The following is an 18,060-nucleotide window of genomic DNA, read 5'->3' as shown; positions in this document are numbered from 1 at the left end:
ACATTCCTCCTATTCTTCTGTCAAGGATTGACGGTTAAGTTGAGAGTTGGCAATTTCACGGTAAATCTCATTGCTTTCCATCAATTCATTGTGAGTACCACGACCAACGATTTCACCCTCATTTAGCACGATAATCTGGTCAGCATCCATAATGGTTCCGACCCGTTGGGCAACAATCAGCACCGTCGCATGTTCCGTTACTTCCTTCAAACGAGCTCTCAAAATGGCATCCGTCTTATAGTCCAAGGCTGAGAAGGAATCATCAAAAATATAAATGTCTGGCTGTTTGACAATGGCACGGGCAATAGACAAACGTTGCTTTTGCCCGCCCGACAGGTTACTTCCACCCTCAGCAAGATGGGTGTCGAATTTCTCTTCCTTGCTCTCGATAAAGTCCTTGGCCTGAGCAACATCCGTCGCTTCCTGCAACTCCGCCAAACTCGCATCTAGCTTCCCGTACTTGAGGTTTTCTGCGATTGTTCCGGTAAATAGCAGAGCTTTCTGCGGAATGAAGCCTATCTTGCTGCGGAGTGCCTTTAGATTGTAGCGTCTGACATCCACACCGTCCACCAAGATACGACCAAGTGTCACATCATAGAAACGCGGAATCAAATGTACCAAAGATGACTTACCAGAACCTGTCGAACCAATAAAGGCAATGGTTTCCCCAGGCTTGGCCTTAAATGAAATATTGTGGAGAACAGGCGATTCCGTTTCACCAGGATAGGCAAAAGTTACATTTTCAAATTCCAAATAACCACGAGTGTCTGTTTCTGTAATCCCATCTTCATTCTTAGAAATAGAAATGGGCATATCCAAGACTTCCTGAATCCGTTGGCTTGATACCGACATACGTGGATACATGTTAAACAAGTTGGCAAAGAGCAAGAATGAGAAAAGCGCGTGGAAACTATATTCGATAAAGGCTACCAAATCACCGATTTGTAGACTGCCTGTTTTCAAGGGTTCCAAAGCGAACCAGACAATGGCCACAATCATGGCAATGATGATCTGTACAAAGAGCGGTTCTGTCAAACCTGTCAGATTAAAGAGTTTTTTGGATGTTTCTGTGTATTCTTCATTGACTGCCGCAAAACGCTCCTCTTGAAATTCTTCCCGCGTAAAAGCTCGAATAACCCGCAAGCCCATGAGGTTTTCACGAACATACTGGTTGATAGTATCCAAGCGTTTTTGCTGTGTTTCTGATAGAGGGCGGGTTTTAGTTGCTACATAGAAAATAACGATAACGAGAAACGGCATGGCTACTGCGACTGTCCAAGCCAGACTTGGACTGGTTACCAAGGTCATAATAACAGAAGCAATCATCATCAAAGGAGTGATAATTCCCAGCTTCAATACCATCTCCGCAAACTGCATCAAGACAAAAGCATCATTGGTCATACGAGCAACCAGAGAAGAAACACCAATCTGCTCATACTCGTGATGAGAATAGTCCTGAATTTTCTCGTACAAATCATTTCGAATATCTTTTACGATATTGGTCGTCAACTGACCAGCCGCATAGGCAAGCGTTATTCGTCCAACAATTCCAAGCAAGACGATTAAGCCCATCATTCCCGCCCAGTAATAGAGCTGACCGACATTATTTTTTGTAATTCCTTGGTCAATCATTCTAGCCAAAAAAGTCGGCAAGCCCAAGTTTACCACTACAAATAAGAAGGCTCCCAACAAGTCCAAGGCAATCCACTTAGGGTATTTTTTCAAATAGGTCCAAATCAGATTCATCTTTTCACCCTTTCTATATGTTCATACTCAATGAAAATCAAAAATAGACCAACTCTAAAGGTTTGTGGAACCTTTGGTGCTTGGTGATAGAGCGAACATCTTTGATTCTCTGAACGGATAGAAACCTGTTACTATTTTGTTTCAAGGTAACAGGATGAAAACCTCCACTGGAGCTTTTCACTCATCAAATCAAGTCAACAATATCTGCTTTTGATTTTCAAAAAGTATAAAAAGGGGCATAGCCCCTTTGTCAACGTTAAAAGCCACCAAATGGTGACTTTCTATTCTTTCTCGTCAATCACTAAACGAACTTTTTTATCACTTGTTGGAACAGAGTAAACAATCGTTCTGATTGCAGAAATTGTGCGTCCTTTTTTCCCAATGATACGGCCAATATCAGATTTATCCAAATCCAAATGATATTCTAAAAATTCAGGTGTATCAACAATTTTAATTGTCAAGCTATCAGGCTGTGAAATCAAAGGTTTCACAATCGCAATAATGAGATTTTCAATCATGTCCATAAGTGTTCTCGCTTACTGTTCTTATTTAGAGAATTTTTGCTCGTGGAATTTCTTCAATACGCCAGCGTTTGAAAGAAGGCTACGAACTGTATCAGATGGTTGTGCACCTTTTGCCAACCACTCAAGTACACGCTCTTCTTTAAGAGTTACTGAGTTTTCAGCCAAAAGTGGGTTGTAAGTACCAACTGTTTCGATGAAACGACCATCGCGTGGTGCGCGTGAGTCTGCAACGTTAATACGGTAGAAAGGTTTCTTTTTAGAACCCATACGAGTCAAACGGATTTTTACTGCCATTTTAAAATGTTCTCTTTTCTTTATTTTTTTATTCGGTGAAATAGCAGAGCTATTTAGCACATGTTCTATTATAACACACTTTGACCAGCTGTCAAGAAAAAAACTTGACAGAACGAAAAAATATCCGGCAACTCATTTACAACCTCATCAAAAACACATCCATCATTTCAAGATATCCCAACAAGCTCCACATTTTCTAGCATTCAAACGTCCTATAAAAAAACGCATAAAATCAAATATTTTTAACCATATTGTATTCATTTAATCCTTCTTCAGTACTTTACTTACATTCTTGGAATCATTTCAATCACTTATAATGATGAACTATTTCCCGTGTCCAGTGCTATCACGCTTCATTCGCTACATTATCCTCCATCTGCTGATTATTCTGCATTTTGTAATATATGCCCCCCATAGCCATCAACTCCCCATGATTTCCTTGTTCCACAATTTTTCCATCCACCTTGACCAAAATCAAGTCGGCTGATTGAATGGTTGAAAGCCGGTGGGCAATGATAAAGCTGGTCCTTCCCTCCATCAATTTAGCAAAGGCTTCTTGTACCAAGAGTTCGGTCCGTGTATCAATAGAGGAAGTCGCCTCGTCTAAAATTAGGATTTTAGGTATTTTAACAAAAACACGCGCAATGGACAAGAGCTGACGTTGCCCTTGTGATAAAGAAGAGCCGCCATCTGATAGCACCGTATCGTAGCCCTGCGGAAGCTGACGAATAAAGAAGTCTGCATTGGCTGCCATAGCTGCCTCAATAACCAATTCCCGCGTGGCATTTGGATAGCCATAGGCAATATTATCATGAATGGTACCAGATTTGATCCAAGTTTCCTGTAAGACCATGCCAATCTGTCTGCGAAGGTCTTCACGACTATACTGACTAATCGGAACCCCATCTAAGACAATCTGACCAGCCGTCACATCGTAGAAACGCATGAGAAGGTTTATCATGGTTGATTTACCAGCTCCTGTCGGTCCAACAATGGCAACTTTCTGCCCAGATTTAACGTCAATATTTAGAGCTTCAATCAATGATTGATTATCTCTGTAAGAGAAAGACACATTTTCAAAGGAAATAGCACCCTTCAACTCCTCAGAGTCAATTTTCCGCTCAGCAAGATCGTCAATGCTATCTTGAGCCAAAATAGCAAACAGCCTGTCTGCACAAGCTAAGGCGCTCTGCAATTCCGATAGGACCGAAGAAATATCATTAAAAGGCTTGCTGTACTGACTAGCATAATTGAGGAAGGTTGTCAGCGATCCCACTGTAAAATTCCCTGCCATAATTCTCAACGCGCCAAGTCCAGCTAGTAAGGCATAAATAAGGGCGTTGACAAAGCGAGTGCTGGGATTGACCGTTGAAGAGGCGAAGATAGCTTGTTGGGAATAGGCTGCATACTGGTCATTGACACCCTGAAAATGCTTGGAAAATTGCTCTTGAGCATTGAAAGACTGAACCAGTGTCAATTGACTAATTGATTCCTCAAGCAACTGGGATTGTCGGCCACGCGCCTGAGTTTGCTTTCTATAATAACCATAGGATTTCTTAGCGATATAGCGTGCCACAAGCAGAGAAAGAGGGGTCAGAGCCACAACGACCAACATCATGGTCATGTCCAGTCTAGCCATAGTAAAAATGGTTAGGAAAATGGTCAAGATACCAATGAAAAATTGATTGAAAATCATCAAGAGACCATTGGTCAACTGCTCACTATCACTTGAAAAACGAGCCACCAAATCGCCGACTGATTGACGATCAAGATAGGACAATGGCATATGGTGCAGCTTCACATAAACTTGTTCACGCAAATCAGCTACCATTCCATAAACCAAGCGATTGGTTAGGAGTGGGAGATACCATTGCACAAGCGTATTAAGCAAGATAACCATGACCATTTTACCTATAATACCAAGCAAGACCTGACCATCTGCTATCAAAACTACATCGACTGCCTGACCAATCAAGATAGGCAGATAAACTGTCAGAAGCACCTGCACCAAAGTTCCCACCAACATCAAGGACATTCGAAGGGGTTGGTGTAAAACCAATCTGACCAGTGCCTTAAAACTAGATTGTTTCATGGCTGCCCTCCTCCCTATGTTGTGATTGATCGATTTCTTGGTAAATGGCAGAGCTTCTCAGCAAGTCCTCATGGCGACCAAGTCCAACTTGACGCCCTTGATCCAAGACTAAAATCTGATCAGCTGCCCGTAAACTATTAGTCCTCTGCGACACCATTATTAAGGTTTGCTCTGGCAATTCACGACGAATTGAAGCCAATAAACGACTTTCTGTTAGGTAATCCAAGGCAGAGGTCGCATCATCTAAAATCAAAATCGGTGCTTTCTGCAAAATAGCGCGTGCAATGGTCAAACGTTGCCTTTGCCCACCAGAAAAATTCTTCCCGAAGGCTTCTACAGGGCTATCCAAGCCCCCCTTGTCCTCAATGAAGGACTTAGCCTGGGCAATTTCTAGGGCCGCCCACAAATCACTATCTACTATACTTTCTAAACCTAAGGAAAGATTAGAGCGCACCGTTCCAGCAAACAGCTGTGCTTGCTGGGGGACGATAGCGATTTGCCTGCGCCACTCTTTTAAGTTCTTAGGACTCTGTCCATCAATATAGATAGAGAGTTGGTTGGTCGGTAAAGAATAGAGTGCCTGCAATAAATCCACTAGGGTTGACTTACCTGACCCAGTCCCTCCAATAATTCCCATGAATTGCCCCTTGCGCAGTTGGAAATTTATGTTAACCAAGGTTTCTTCAGCTGATTTGGGGTAAGCAAATGTAAGGTCATGAACTAAAAAAACCAATTCCTTATCCCTACTTTTAACCACAGGCAAATCAGCCTCCACATTCTCTGATTCTTGTTCAAAAACTTCTTGAATGCGTCGGGCTGAAATATAGGTCTGATTAAGAGTAGACACAACCATAATCATCTTAACCAGCTCAACCAAAATTTGAAGGAGATAGTTGATAAGAGCAACCAATATCCCCTGCTCCAGTAGGTTGTTTGAAATAGCTGTATATCCCTGCCAGATGAGAATGAGCAAGGTGCTATTTACCACTAGAAAGGTCAATGGTGATAAAAGACTAGACCAAAAACCAGCCTCTAGCTGTTGCTGCTTATAACGCTGATTGATGCCTTGAAAAGCCTTTATTTCCCGCTCTCTTTGCCCAAATGCACGAATAATCCTCCAACCCGTAACGGTTTCTCTTACCTGTCCCACCAAACCATCTAATTCCTTGCGAATGGATTGGTAAATACGGCTGGTCAGGATGGAAATTCCAGTCACTATGATAAGTAAGAGGATAATCATTCCTAAGAAATAGACTGATAGGCTTGGACTAATATAAAAAGCCATCAACAGTGAACCAAATACAACTATGGGAGCTCGTAAAAATAAGCGCAAAAAGGTATTGATTCCTGTCTGGATCTGCAAGGTATCACTGGTCAGTCTGGTCAATAGACTTGAAGACGAAAGAATATCTCGACTAGATTTTGGAAGTGAAAGGACTTTTTGATACAAATCATTAGTCAGCTCCTTTGTCACACCAACTGCTGCCTTGGCTGAAAAATATTGAGCTATCAGCGAAACAGATATTCCGACACAAGCAAGACCGACCAATAATAAAAGCATAGCAACCAGGTTTCCCCGGTTGCCATTTGGAATAATGCTATCAACCATATAAGCAATCAACAAGGGTACCAACAGCTCGAAGCTAGCCTCCAATAACTTGAAAACTGGACCTAATAGTGATTCCTTCTTATATGGTTTAAAATATCGAAAAAGTGATGTCATCCGATTACTCAGCAGCAATTGCTTGGGCAGCAGTGATGATACCTAATTTGTAGACATCTTCAGAACTACATCCACGTGAAAGGTCGTTAACCGGTTTGTTCAAACCTTGCAAAACTGGACCAACCGCTTCGTAGCCACCAAGACGCTCAACAACTTTATAAGTGATGTTACCTGCTTCGATAGCCGGGAAGATAAAGACATTGGCTTGGCCCGCCACTGGACTACCAGGTGCTTTCAAACGAGCTGTATCAGGAACCAAGGCCGCATCCATCTGCAATTCGCCATCAATCAAAAGATCTGGACGGAGTTCTTGAGCAATACGAGTAGCTTCAACAACCTTGTCTACACGTGGACCAGAACCTGAACCTTTCGTTGAATAGGAAATCATAGCAACTTTTGGATCAATACCAAATGTTTTTGCAGTTTCTGCAGATTGGATAGCAATCTCAGCCAATGTTTCAGCATCTGGTTCAATGTTAATGGCACAGTCACCAAAAACGAACTTGTGTTGGTCTTTAACCATCAAGAAAACCCCTGAAGTACGTTGCACACCTGGCTTGGTTTTAATAATTTGAAGAGCAGGACGAACAGTATCTGCAGTAGAGTGAATCGCTCCTGAAACCATACCTTCAGCCAAGCCCAGTTGCACCAACATAACACCAAAGTAGTTGACATCACGCAAGATTTCATCTGCCTGCGCCTCATCAACCTTGCCCTTACGAAGAGTCACAAACTCTTGCTTCATAGCATCAAAATTAGCGTAATTATTTGGATCAATAACTGTAATACCTGGGTTTGAGAAACCAAAATCTGTCAACAAGGCATGAACATCTTCAGGTACACCAAGGATAATAGGCTCTGCCAAACCTTCAAATTTCAAACGAGCAGCTGCACGAACAACACGCTCATCAGTACCTTCTGGGAAAACAATTCGTAGTTTTTTACCTACGATTTTTTGCTTCATTTCACCAAATAAACTCCGAATTTCCATGAAAATTCTCCTTTAAAATATTATTTATTAGTTAACAAATTGATAACAGCCTGAAAATCGTCTGGAAGATCTGCTTCCAAGTCAATCCTTTTGGCTGAGAAAGGATTGTCAAAGGCCAAATGATGACAATGCAAGGCCTGACGCTCGATTCCACAATCTAAGCTCCCACCATACATATCATCTCCCAAAAGCGGAAAACCAATATGAGAAAAATGAACGCGAATCTGATGGGTTCGACCAGTATGGAGTTGAATGTCAACCAGATGAATATCCCCCCAAGATTGGACAAGCCGATAGGAAGTATGGGCATATTTCCCAGTCTTGGTCACACAACGTGTGATAATACTATCTTCTGGACGACCAATCGGGGCAATGATATCCCCCTCTGCTTCCAACACACCATCCCCCTTAACCAGAGCATAATAGCGCTTGTGGATGAGCTTGGCCTGCAACTGCTTGTCCAGTCGAGCATGGGCATAGCCATGTTTGGCAAAGAGCATGACACCCGAAGTATCTCTATCCAACCGCGTTACGATATGGACCTGCTTATTTTCGTAATCTTGCCCCACAAGGTAGCCTTTCACAAAATTAGCAATGGTCGAGGAATGCAGAGCTGACGGAATAGAAGCATAACCAACCGGCTTATTGATCGCTAGAAAGTGGTCATCTTCATAGACAATATCCAGCGGAAAGGAAATCGGTTTCAAACTCCCTGTCAAGTCCTCCTCAGCTGGTATGTCAATTGTAACCCTATCTCCAATATCAAGCAAGTATGTTGCATTGCGCTCGATGTCATTGACCCAAATATTGCCACCTGTGTACTTGATTTTTGCCAACAAGCCCTTTGAAACACCATGCTTTTTCAGGAATGTCTTAATTTTCGTATGCTGGTCAGCTATAAATTCAAACCGCATTACTCCACCTCTCCGATAAAGGCATCTTTCACACGGTTCCAGAAACTTGTATGGCTGGGGGTCGCAACAAAGTGAATTTTATGCTGGTCAATCTGGTACTCAATTTTTTCAATGTTGTCATAGACATAGGTCTTATTATCAACAGCAATCGAATAGCGGTCGCTGTGCTTGGGCTCAATGACAATCTTGTCTTTTTTGGGAACCACGATAGATGACCCTAGCGTGCGATAAACACGGTTATTTAGACTGGCAACTTCTGCAATTTGCAGGGCCTCAATGGTCGGATGCAAAACAGCACCGCCTAAGGACTTGTTATAGGCCGTCGAACCAGTTGGGGTAGAAACTGAAATACCATCCCCTCGGAAACGTTCAAAAGGAACATTGTTAATAATGACATCCGCCACCATGGTTTTGGATAAGCGCTTGATGGTTGCTTCATTTAAGGCACGCGCCTCTACAACACGACCATCTGCTAGCTTTACCTTGACATTCAAAATCGGATAGGACACCCTGGCACCAGTATCAAGCTTGAGGTTCTCAATCAATTTGTCCACCTCAAAGTCACGGTAATCCGTATAAAAACCTAGATGGCCTGTATGAATACCGACAAAACGCACACGGTCAATCAACTTTTCATACTTATGAAAGGCAGATAGGAGCATGCCGTCACCACCGATTGAAATCACAATATCAGGATTTTTAGGTGTCAGTATGAAATTTGCTTCTTTCAATTTTGTCCAAAGTTCTTTGGACACAGCTTCACTCTTTGGATTTCGGCTAGCGAGCAGAGCGATTTTTTTTCTACCTGTATTCTTCATCTGTATCGTCACTATTTCCCACACCGTCATTCAGCTTGCGATGGGCAGGGTCAAACAAGGCCTGCGCCTCCTGAATGTCGTTGCGGATTTTTCGCATCTCCTCGTCTAATTCATAGGCAATCTTTGCTGTCACTTCTAGGCGTTTCTTGATTTCTTCAGGAAAATTCCCCTTATACTTATAGTTGAGGGAATGCTCAATGGTCGCCCAGAAATTCATGGACAGGGTACGGATTTGGATTTCTGCCAAAACCGTTTCATTGCCATTTATAGTGTCCACTGGGTACCCAATCACCACATGATAGGAACGATAACCCGAAGCCTTCATATAGTTGATATAATCCCTTTCGTGAACAATTTGCATATCCTTGCGCTTGCGTAAAATCGCCAAAACTTCCTCAATATCGTCCACAAACTGAACCATAATCCGAAGTCCAGCAATATCCTGCATATCTTGAGCAAGATTTTCCAACTTAATGTGTCGCAGGGCCATTTTCTCTTTGATGGATTCAATAGGCTTTACCCGTCCAGTCACAAACTCTATAGGAGAATGGCGATTGGCTTTACGGTACTGCTTACGAATACCACGCAGTTTGATTTTCAACTCACCTACTGTCTGGATATAGGGGTCTAAAAATTCTTCCCAGTTAAAGTCCATACGGTCCCTTTCTTGTCAAAACCTCTAAATTATAATAGAATAACACAAAGACCATTCTATTATAACACATTGAAAGGGTTTACTGCATGAAAAACCACCTTGAAATTGAGTATAAAACCTTATTAACCAAATCCGAGTACCTTCGTCTTCTTTCCGACTTTTCAGACATAAGCCCCGTTCTTCAAACCAATCACTACATCGACACGCCTGACCTGGACATGAGAAAGCACCGTTTTTCACTCCGTATTCGGACTTTTGAAGAAATAGCAGAGCTGACCCTAAAAATTCCACAGGAAGTTGGCAACCAAGAGTATAACCAAGTTTTGGACATCCACACTGCTCTTCAGCTAATCGAAAACTTCCAACTGCCCGCAGGACACATTGCCGACATCATCTCAGCCACAGATGTTCCGATTGACAAACTGGCTGTCTGGGGGAGCCTGACTACCAAACGACACGAGAAAGAAACCTCCATCGGACTAATGGCTCTAGATGAAAATGAATATGCCGGGCAAGTGGATTACGAATTGGAAGTTGAAGTGACGGATGCCCACCAAGGCAAAATTCTCTTTGAAGACTTTCTCAAGAAGAACTCCATCCAATTTAAATACGCTAGCAGTAAGGTTGCACGAACTGCTAGCCATCGAAAATCAGTCCAATAAGGCTGATTTTTTTACTTGGATACTGAAAAAATTTCATTTTTTTGATAGAATAAAATTATCTATTGTTAATTTTACTTTTATGCTTTTTATAAAAGCCTAACATTTAAAGGAGTTACTTGAAAATGGGTCAACCACTTGGTGAAAACAACATTAAAATTTTCTCACTCAATAGCAATCGTGATATTGCTGAAAAAATTGCTGCATCAGCTGGTCTTCCACTTGGAAAACTATCTTCACGCCAGTTTTCAGACGGTGAAATCCAAATCAACATTGAAGAATCTGTCCGCGGTGTCGATGTCTACATCATCCAATCAACCAGCTACCCAGTCAACAATCACTTGTGGGAATTGCTGATTATGATTGATGCCTGCAAGCGTGCAAGTGCCAACACTATTACAGCGGTGATGCCTTACTTTGGCTATGCTCGTCAGGACCGCACGGCATCTCCACGCGAACCAATCACTGCTAAACTCGTTGCAAATATGCTGGTCAAAGCAGGTGTTGACCGTGTATTGACACTTGACCTACACGCTTCACAAATTCAAGGTTTCTTTGATATTCCAGTTGATAACCTTCTGACAGAACCACTCTTCGCATCTTACTACATGGACAAAGGGCTCTGTGGTGATGATGTCGTAATCGTTAGTCCAAAAAACTCTGGTATCAAACGTGCGCGTAACATCGCAGAATTCTTGAATGCTCCTATTGCCATTATCGACTACGCCCAAGATGATTCCGAGCGTGCAGAGGGCTACATCATTGGTGAAGTTGCTGGTAAGAAAGCTATCTTGGTTGACGACATTTTAAATACTGGTCGCACCTTCTCTCAAGCTTCTAAAATTGTCCAAGAAGGTGGCGCCACTGAAATTTACGCCGTTGCCAGCCACGGTCTGTTCGCTGGTAGTGCAGCTGAGTTGCTAGACGCTTCTCCAATTAAGGAAATTTTGGTGACCGACTCAGTTGCAAGCAAGGAACAAGAACCTAAGAATATCGCCTTCCTAACAGCTAGTGACTTGATTGCTAATGCCATCCATCGTATCCAAGAGCACCAACCACTCAGCCCACTCTTCAAGTTTACCAATCCTGAAAAAGAAAACTAGGAGTACCTTCTTTGATTTATTTAGATAATGCAGCTACCACTGCCCTATCTCCCACTGCTCTCCAACGGATGCTGGAAGTTGCCCAAGAAACCTACGGCAATCCCTCCAGTATCCATCAGGCTGGTCGAAAAGCCAATCAAATTTTGCGGCAGGCTAGACAAGACATTGCTCAAGTTCTTGACGTCCATCCTGATCACATTATTTTTACTGCTGGTGGGTCAGAAGCTGATAATCTAGCTATTCAAGGCTATGCCCTTGCCAATCAAGCCAAGGGCAAGCATCTGATTACAACTGCTATCGAACACCATGCTGTTCTTCATACCATGCAATACCTAGAAGACCGCTTCGGATTTGAGGTTACCTACATTCAACCTGTCAATCAGGTCATCACTGCCCAGCAAATCCAAGAAGCTCTGCGACCAGATACTATCTTGGTCAGCACCATGTTTGCCAACAATGAAACAGGCCAAGTCCTTCCTATTAAGGAAATTGGTCAACTATTGGCCGACCATCAGGCCGTCTTTCATGTAGATGCTGTGCAGGTCGTCGGAAAAATGGATGTACAGCCTGCTGACTATGGCATTGATTTGCTGGCTGCTTCTGCCCACAAATTCCACGGACCAAAAGGAGTCGGTTTTCTATACAGTCGCTTGCGGGGATTTGATTCCCTTATTCATGGAGGGAAGCAAGAAAACCAACACCGAGCAGGCACAGAGAACCTTCCTGCCATTGCTGCCATGGCACTTGCTCTTCAAGAACAGGTCTATCAACTTGACAGTAATGTTCATCACATCCAAGGTTTGAAAAATCACCTCCTAGCTGGATTAGATGGCTATTCATTTTACATCAACCAAGCAGGTCCCCATCTCCCTCATGTTATCAACATCGGTTTCCCTAATAAGCTCAATGAGCAAGTCCTCATGCGACTAGACTTGGCAGGTATTGCTGTATCTAGCGGCTCTGCTTGTACTGCTGGCGTTGTTCAGAACAGTCATGTGCTGGAAGCCATGTATGGAACAAATTCCCAACGACTGAAAGAGTCTATCCGTATCAGCTTATCTGAAACAAATACCCTAGAAGAGATTGACGCTCTCCTCACAGAATTACAAAACATCATTGGAGGATAAAATGGCCTTTCAACAATCAGTTAGCCTAAAAGATTGCGCATTTACCTATCACATTAGCCCTAACATCAAAAAATACACCCTGCGAGATACCACTTTTGAACAAACAAAAGCAGGGCACTACCAACTCACGCGCCTCTTGGAAGAAGTTCCTAACTCAAATCAGGGTTTTCTTTTAAAGATTATTGTCAATAAAGAGTTGAACGGTTTTAAAATCAACATCACAGACAAATCTGGCTTGCACTTGGTCAATATCTTTAAAGAAAATGGAAACAAGGTCATCCAGGAAAAATTCTACTTCTTGATGGATAGCTTAGTGGACCGTGACCTATTTACCAAGGAAGGTTAAGCATGATTATTGTTCACTATAAAGATGCTTACAAAATAGCTAGAAAACAAGAGTTTGACAATCTGGATGCAGCCAAACTGGCTTTCTCAGGTTGCCTCACTCTTCCTGATTACTATCCTGTAACCAAACTAATACGAGATGGTCACCAGCTAGATTATAAAGGAACCATTGGTGACCTCTACCGCTACTTTCAAACACTAGACTAGGCAAGATTTCATGCTTAGTCTTTTTCAATCCAATCTGTTGATTTTTTCACAATCTTGGACTAGAATAGAAGAAAGAATTGAAAATGAATGAAAAATTGGTAGGCCTATACTCAAGTAAAATAAGCATTAGACCAGTCAGCTAGTATAGTATTGTCGCCAACCATATTTAAGGAGGTCATTGTGAAAAACGAAAAAAAAGCAGATATCCCGCGCGCAACTGCCAAGCGCCTTTCGCTCTACTATCGTATCTTTAAACGCTTTTATGCCGGAAATATTGAAAAAGCTAGCTCCAAGGAAATTGCAGAAGCCATCGGTATCGACTCCGCAACCGTGCGCCGTGACTTCTCCTACTTCGGTGAACTAGGTCGCCGTGGCTTTGGCTACAATGTAAAAGAATTGATGGATTTCTTTGCGGAAATTCTCAATGACAATTCGATTACAAATGTTATGCTTGTCGGTGTCGGAAATATGGGCCGTGCCCTACTCCACTACCGCTTCCATGAGCGCAATAAAATGAAAATTGTCATGGCCTTTGAAGCGGATGACAATCCAGCGGTTGGAACCGTTGATGAAAATATTCCCATCCATGCTATTTCTGAAATCAAGGAACGTATTTTGGAAGCAGGTGCCCAAACAGCTATTCTGACTGTCCCAAGTATCAAGGCTCAAGAGGTAACCGATATATTAGTAGAAGCTGGTGTCAAAGGCATTCTCAGTTTCTCTCCGGTCAATTTATCGGTTCCCAAAGATGTAGTCGTTCAGTATGTTGACCTGACCAGCGAGTTGCAAACCCTTCTCTATTTCATGCGCAAGGGTGAATAATGAACAGAGGAACCGAATTCCCGGCTCCTCTCTTTTTATCCTCTAAAATAGCTCACTTTCTTCCCTAAAAGAATAATAATCCTTATTGCCTACAATCAAATGATCCAACAAGACCAGTCCTAGTGTTTCGCAGGACTTTTTTAAATTCTCGGTAAACAATAAATCGTTCCTACTTGGCTCAACGGATCCCGACGGATGATTATGAACAATGATAATGGATGTTGCCATGCATTTTACCGCGTAATGCAAGATCTCTCTTGGCTCAGCAATACTCCGGTTGACACTTCCTATAAAAATAGTCTTTTGGCAGATAATCTGATTTTGCGTATTGAGATAGAGGGCAACTAGATGTTCTTGCTTTTTATCTCCAAGTTCTTGGATCATCTTTCGGCCCAATTTCTCACTGCCTAAAATCCGGTCATTCAATAAAAGCTCCGACTGGTTAATCCGTTTTCCTAGCTCAATCATGGCCTTGATTTCAATCGCTTTGACACGACCGATGCCCGTTAATTTCTGCAATTCTTCAATAGACAGCTCCCTTAGGGCGGCCAGACTTTCCAAGCGATTGAGTAGATTATTGGATAAAATAGAAACAGGCTCATTTTTGGTTCCAGTTCGGATGAAAATAGCCAATAATTCCTGATTACTCAATTTTTCTGCCCCAACTTCTAGTAATCTTTCTCGTGGCAAAAGTGCCTCTTCCTTAAAATCAATTTGGTACATAAAATCCTCCTCACTTATTTTATTCGTAAACAAGCAAGAAAATGAAAAAAGACTGAGAAAATTCTCAGTCCTAAACCTTATTGACCATAATCATATTGGTTATATGATTTGTTAAATGAGTCAAGTATATCTTGTGAGGTTTCAGTATAAGGCGTTGTTGATTCTAGCACACCTTTTACGATAATCCGTGCAGTTGCATCATAGTCTTCACAAGTTACCAAGGTTACTTCTGTTCGACCCTCTACATCATCAATAACATAGACACTCTCAGGTGTAACTGTCTGCACACTGTCAATCACATAAGTATAGACATTGGTCTTATCAGTGATATAGATTTTCATACCATTCTGAGCACGGTCCAACGGGGAGAAGAGAACATCCGCCGCACCAGCTACACCAAAAATATGGTGACTAGCCAAGGCATAATTCCCTTTCCCCATTTCCTGGGTTTCCTTCATGGTTCCAGCACCGTACATTAGAGATGTGTTCCCCACACCCTTGAAAATAGGTAAATTGATTCCAAGTTCTGGGATTGAAATACCACCAATTACTGGTAAACGTTGGGCTTCCCACTGGGCAGCCAATATAGCTTCTGTAGAAATGGCCTGAACCTGTTCAAAATCAAAAGTAGTTTCTGCCTCTTTATTTTTTTCAATGTCTTCAGCAGTGACTTTTGAAATCTGATATTTATTGGTATTCCATCCAATTATAAAATTACGGATAGAGGTGTTAAAGATGAGAGCTAGAGAAATCAAGACTAGCAACAAAGCTAGAAGATTACGCCAAATCCCACTTTTTCCTTTTTTACTTTTAGCACGTTTTGACATAGAATTCTACTCCTTCTCTTCTTCATTCTTGGCATCTGCGGCATCAACGAGTGCAAATGTCATAATTTTTGCCTCATCATTTAGACGCATGACCTTGACACCCATGGTTGAACGACCAGTTTGAGAAATATTGGCAACACTGGTTCGGATAATGACCCCAGTATCGGTAATAACCATAATGTCTTCATCACCAGATACCGTTGTCAAACCTGCCAGAGAACCATTCTTCTCAGCAACTTTGAGGGTCTTGATCCCCTTACCACCACGGCCTTTGGTAGGATATTCACTGGCTGGGGTACGCTTACCAAAACCTTTTTCTGTCAAGACGAGGACTTCCTGGTCATCTGAAATCATGGTCGCACCAACTAGCTGGTCTCCCTCGCGTAGTTTAATACCGCGCACACCTGTTGCTGTACGGCCCATATTCCGAACATCTGTTTCAGTGAAACGTACAGAATAGCCGAACTTAGTCCCCATGATGATATCCGCCTGACCGTTTGTTAAGAAGACGTTAATCAGCTCGTCATCTTCTTTCAGGTTCAAGGCCTTAAGACCACTTTGACGGATATTAGCAAATTCTGAAACGCTAGTCCGCTTGACCACACCTTGACGGGTTGCAAAGAAGAGATAGCTATCTGCTTCTTGATCCTTGGTTACGTTGATAATGGTTTGAATGGACTCATTTTCTTCCAACTTGAGCAAGTTGACAACTGGCAAGCCTTTAGCCGTACGGCCATACTCTGGAATTTCATACCCTTTGAGTCGGTAAACTCGACCTTTGTTGGTAAAGAACAAGAGGCGATCGTGCGTGCTGGTCGACACCAACTCACGCACAAAGTCATCGTCCTTGACACCAGTTCCCTGAACCCCACGTCCTCCACGTTTTTGAGCCTGGAATTCATCCTGAGCCAGACGCTTGATGTACCCTTGATTTGACAAGGTAATCAAAACATCTGTTTCCTCAATCAAGTCCTCATCTTCAAGGGAAAGAACTTCTCCGACCATCAATTCTGTACGACGTGGATCAGCGTATTTGCGTTTGACTTCATCTAATTCTTCCTTGATAATGGTGACAACACGCTCTGGTTTGGCCAAAATATCAGCCAAATCAGCAATCAAGGCAATCAATTCATCATATTCAGACTGAATCTTATCACGTTCCAAGCCTGTCAACCGACGGAGGCGCATATCAAGAATGGCCTGACTCTGACGTTCAGAAAGCTCAAATTTCTCCATCAAATCAGCCTGAGCAATAGCATCCGTTTCTGAATTACGAATAATGCGAATGACTTCATCAATGTGGTCAAGGGCAATCAGCAAGCCTTCCAAGATATGAGCACGTGCTTCCGCTTTTTCCTTGTCAAATTGCGTCCGACGAGTTACGACTTCTTTTTGGTGCTCAATATAGGCTCCTAAAATCTGGCGAACAGAGAGAATTTTAGGAACACCATTTTGAATAGCCAACATATTGAAGCTAAAGTTGGTTTGCAACTGCGTTAATTTGAAGAGATTGTTCAAAATGACGTTGGCTGAAGCATCTCGACGTACTTCGATGACAAATCGCACACCCTCGCGGTTTGACTCATCTCGAACAGCTGTAATACCATCAATCCGCTTTTCTTGGACCAAACGGACAATATGTTCTTGAACCTTGGACTTGTTAACCATGTATGGAAACTCAGTAACGACAATACGCTCACGGCCGTTTCCATACTCTTCGATTTCTGTACGTGAACGAAGGGTAATAGAGCCATTACCTGTCTCATAGGCACGGTGGATACCTGATTTCCCCATGACCAAGGCACCAGTTGGAAAGTCTGGCCCAGGAAGGACTTCCATGATTTCCCGAGTTGTTACCTCTGGATTGTCCATCACCAGCTTCACAGCTTCGATGGTTTCGCCCAAGTTATGTGGCGGAATGTTGGTCGCCATACCAACGGCAATACCAGTCGTACCATTAACCAAAAGATTAGGGAAGCGAGCCGGTAGAACTTCTGGCTCACGCTCACTAGCATCATAGTTGTCCGCATAGTTTACCGTATTCTTGTTAATATCACGGAGCATTTCCAAAGCAATCTTGCTCATACGAGCCTCTGTATAACGCTGGGCAGCAGCTCCATCACCATCCATAGAACCGAAGTTTCCGTGGCCATCAACTAGCATATGGCGATAGCTCCACCACTGCGCCATACGAACCATGGCGTCATAAATGGCCTTATCCCCGTGCGGATGGTATTTACCCATAACATCCCCTGTGATACGGGCAGATTTCTTATGGGGTTTATCTGGTGTAATCCCTAACTCATTCATTCCGTACAAAATACGGCGATGAACAGGCTTGAGACCATCTCGCACATCTGGCAAAGCACGCGAAACGATTACACTCATCGCATAGTCGATGAAGGATGATTTCATCTCGTTGGTAAGATTCACCGTTACTAAGTTTTTATCTTGCATCTTATGCCTCTTTCAACAGTCATTGTGCCTCTA

18 protein-coding genes are annotated in these 18,060 nt (G+C 42.6%); 6 read left to right on the top strand and 12 right to left on the bottom strand.

What is annotated here, in order from left to right:
• Nucleotides 1–9: 9 nt before the first annotated feature.
• From C1E58_RS11375 to C1E58_RS11335, 9 genes are all read right to left on the bottom strand, one after another.
• Nucleotides 10–1,746, bottom strand: coding sequence for an ABC transporter ATP-binding protein (locus C1E58_RS11375; protein WP_105210403.1), 1,737 nt, complete (start codon nucleotides 1,744–1,746; stop codon nucleotides 10–12).
• 281 nt (nucleotides 1,747–2,027) lie between these two features.
• Entirely contained in the window at nucleotides 2,028–2,270 is a 243-nt protein-coding gene (locus C1E58_RS11370; RefSeq protein ID WP_002940680.1) for a KH domain-containing protein, read from the bottom strand.
• 21 nt (nucleotides 2,271–2,291) lie between these two features.
• Entirely contained in the window at nucleotides 2,292–2,564 is a 273-nt protein-coding gene (rpsP, locus tag C1E58_RS11365; protein ID WP_002940682.1) for a 30S ribosomal protein S16, read from the bottom strand.
• A 346-nt stretch (nucleotides 2,565–2,910) separates the two neighbouring features.
• Nucleotides 2,911–4,656, bottom strand: coding sequence for an ABC transporter ATP-binding protein (locus C1E58_RS11360; protein ID WP_105210402.1), 1,746 nt, complete (start codon nucleotides 4,654–4,656; stop codon nucleotides 2,911–2,913).
• The gene (locus tag C1E58_RS11355; protein WP_105210401.1) at nucleotides 4,643–6,379 is read right to left on the bottom strand and encodes an ABC transporter ATP-binding protein; all 1,737 of its coding nucleotides are present in this window, start codon (nucleotides 6,377–6,379) and stop codon (nucleotides 4,643–4,645) included. Before C1E58_RS11355 ends, C1E58_RS11360 begins: the two co-directional genes overlap by 14 nt.
• A gap of 4 nt (nucleotides 6,380–6,383) precedes the next feature.
• On the bottom strand, nucleotides 6,384–7,370 hold the full coding sequence (gene pta, locus C1E58_RS11350; RefSeq protein ID WP_105117080.1) for a phosphate acetyltransferase: 987 nt from the start codon (nucleotides 7,368–7,370) through the stop codon (nucleotides 6,384–6,386).
• Between the two features lie 20 nt (nucleotides 7,371–7,390).
• Nucleotides 7,391–8,284 (bottom strand): RluA family pseudouridine synthase, encoded by an 894-nt coding sequence (locus C1E58_RS11345; protein WP_105210400.1) that lies wholly within the window; start codon nucleotides 8,282–8,284, stop codon nucleotides 7,391–7,393.
• Complete coding sequence (locus tag C1E58_RS11340) at nucleotides 8,284–9,102, bottom strand: NAD kinase (protein ID WP_105117082.1); 819 nt, start codon at nucleotides 9,100–9,102, stop codon at nucleotides 8,284–8,286. Before C1E58_RS11340 ends, C1E58_RS11345 begins: the two co-directional genes overlap by 1 nt.
• Nucleotides 9,086–9,757 carry a GTP pyrophosphokinase gene (locus C1E58_RS11335; protein WP_105210399.1) on the bottom strand — a complete coding sequence of 224 codons (672 nt, stop codon included), beginning with the start codon at nucleotides 9,755–9,757 and terminating at the stop codon, nucleotides 9,086–9,088. Before C1E58_RS11335 ends, C1E58_RS11340 begins: the two co-directional genes overlap by 17 nt.
• Before the next feature lie 86 nt (nucleotides 9,758–9,843).
• Here C1E58_RS11335 and C1E58_RS11330 point away from each other — a divergent pair, with 86 nt between their 5' ends.
• From C1E58_RS11330 to C1E58_RS11305, 6 genes are all read left to right on the top strand, one after another.
• Nucleotides 9,844–10,419: a CYTH domain-containing protein gene (locus tag C1E58_RS11330; RefSeq protein WP_105210398.1), complete on the top strand. Its 576-nt coding sequence runs from the start codon at nucleotides 9,844–9,846 to the stop codon at nucleotides 10,417–10,419.
• A gap of 122 nt (nucleotides 10,420–10,541) precedes the next feature.
• Nucleotides 10,542–11,519: a ribose-phosphate diphosphokinase gene (locus tag C1E58_RS11325; RefSeq protein WP_105210397.1), complete on the top strand. Its 978-nt coding sequence runs from the start codon at nucleotides 10,542–10,544 to the stop codon at nucleotides 11,517–11,519.
• A gap of 11 nt (nucleotides 11,520–11,530) precedes the next feature.
• Complete coding sequence (locus C1E58_RS11320) at nucleotides 11,531–12,646, top strand: cysteine desulfurase family protein (protein WP_105210396.1); 1,116 nt, start codon at nucleotides 11,531–11,533, stop codon at nucleotides 12,644–12,646.
• Nucleotide 12,647: 1 nt separating this feature from the next.
• The gene (locus tag C1E58_RS11315; RefSeq protein ID WP_105210395.1) at nucleotides 12,648–12,992 is read left to right on the top strand and encodes a DUF1831 domain-containing protein; all 345 of its coding nucleotides are present in this window, start codon (nucleotides 12,648–12,650) and stop codon (nucleotides 12,990–12,992) included.
• Nucleotides 12,993–12,994: 2 nt separating this feature from the next.
• Nucleotides 12,995–13,198, top strand: coding sequence for a DUF4649 family protein (locus C1E58_RS11310; protein WP_105210394.1), 204 nt, complete (start codon nucleotides 12,995–12,997; stop codon nucleotides 13,196–13,198).
• 180 nt (nucleotides 13,199–13,378) lie between these two features.
• Nucleotides 13,379–14,020 carry a redox-sensing transcriptional repressor Rex gene (locus tag C1E58_RS11305; protein WP_105117927.1) on the top strand — a complete coding sequence of 214 codons (642 nt, stop codon included), beginning with the start codon at nucleotides 13,379–13,381 and terminating at the stop codon, nucleotides 14,018–14,020.
• Nucleotides 14,021–14,062: 42 nt separating this feature from the next.
• Here the strand turns inward: C1E58_RS11305 and radC are convergent, their stop codons facing one another.
• From radC to gyrA, 3 genes are all read right to left on the bottom strand, one after another.
• Nucleotides 14,063–14,743, bottom strand: coding sequence for a RadC family protein (gene radC, locus C1E58_RS11300; RefSeq protein WP_105210393.1), 681 nt, complete (start codon nucleotides 14,741–14,743; stop codon nucleotides 14,063–14,065).
• Nucleotides 14,744–14,820: 77 nt separating this feature from the next.
• Nucleotides 14,821–15,570 carry a class A sortase gene (locus C1E58_RS11295; protein WP_105210392.1) on the bottom strand — a complete coding sequence of 250 codons (750 nt, stop codon included), beginning with the start codon at nucleotides 15,568–15,570 and terminating at the stop codon, nucleotides 14,821–14,823.
• 6 nt (nucleotides 15,571–15,576) lie between these two features.
• Complete coding sequence (gene gyrA, locus C1E58_RS11290) at nucleotides 15,577–18,027, bottom strand: DNA gyrase subunit A (RefSeq protein ID WP_105210391.1); 2,451 nt, start codon at nucleotides 18,025–18,027, stop codon at nucleotides 15,577–15,579.
• Nucleotides 18,028–18,060 lie beyond the last annotated feature (33 nt).

The organism is Streptococcus suis (assembly GCF_002964575.1).
Taxonomy (GTDB): Bacteria; Bacillota; Bacilli; order Lactobacillales; family Streptococcaceae; genus Streptococcus; species Streptococcus suis_R.
This window is presented reverse-complemented; position numbering and strand designations above follow the sequence as displayed.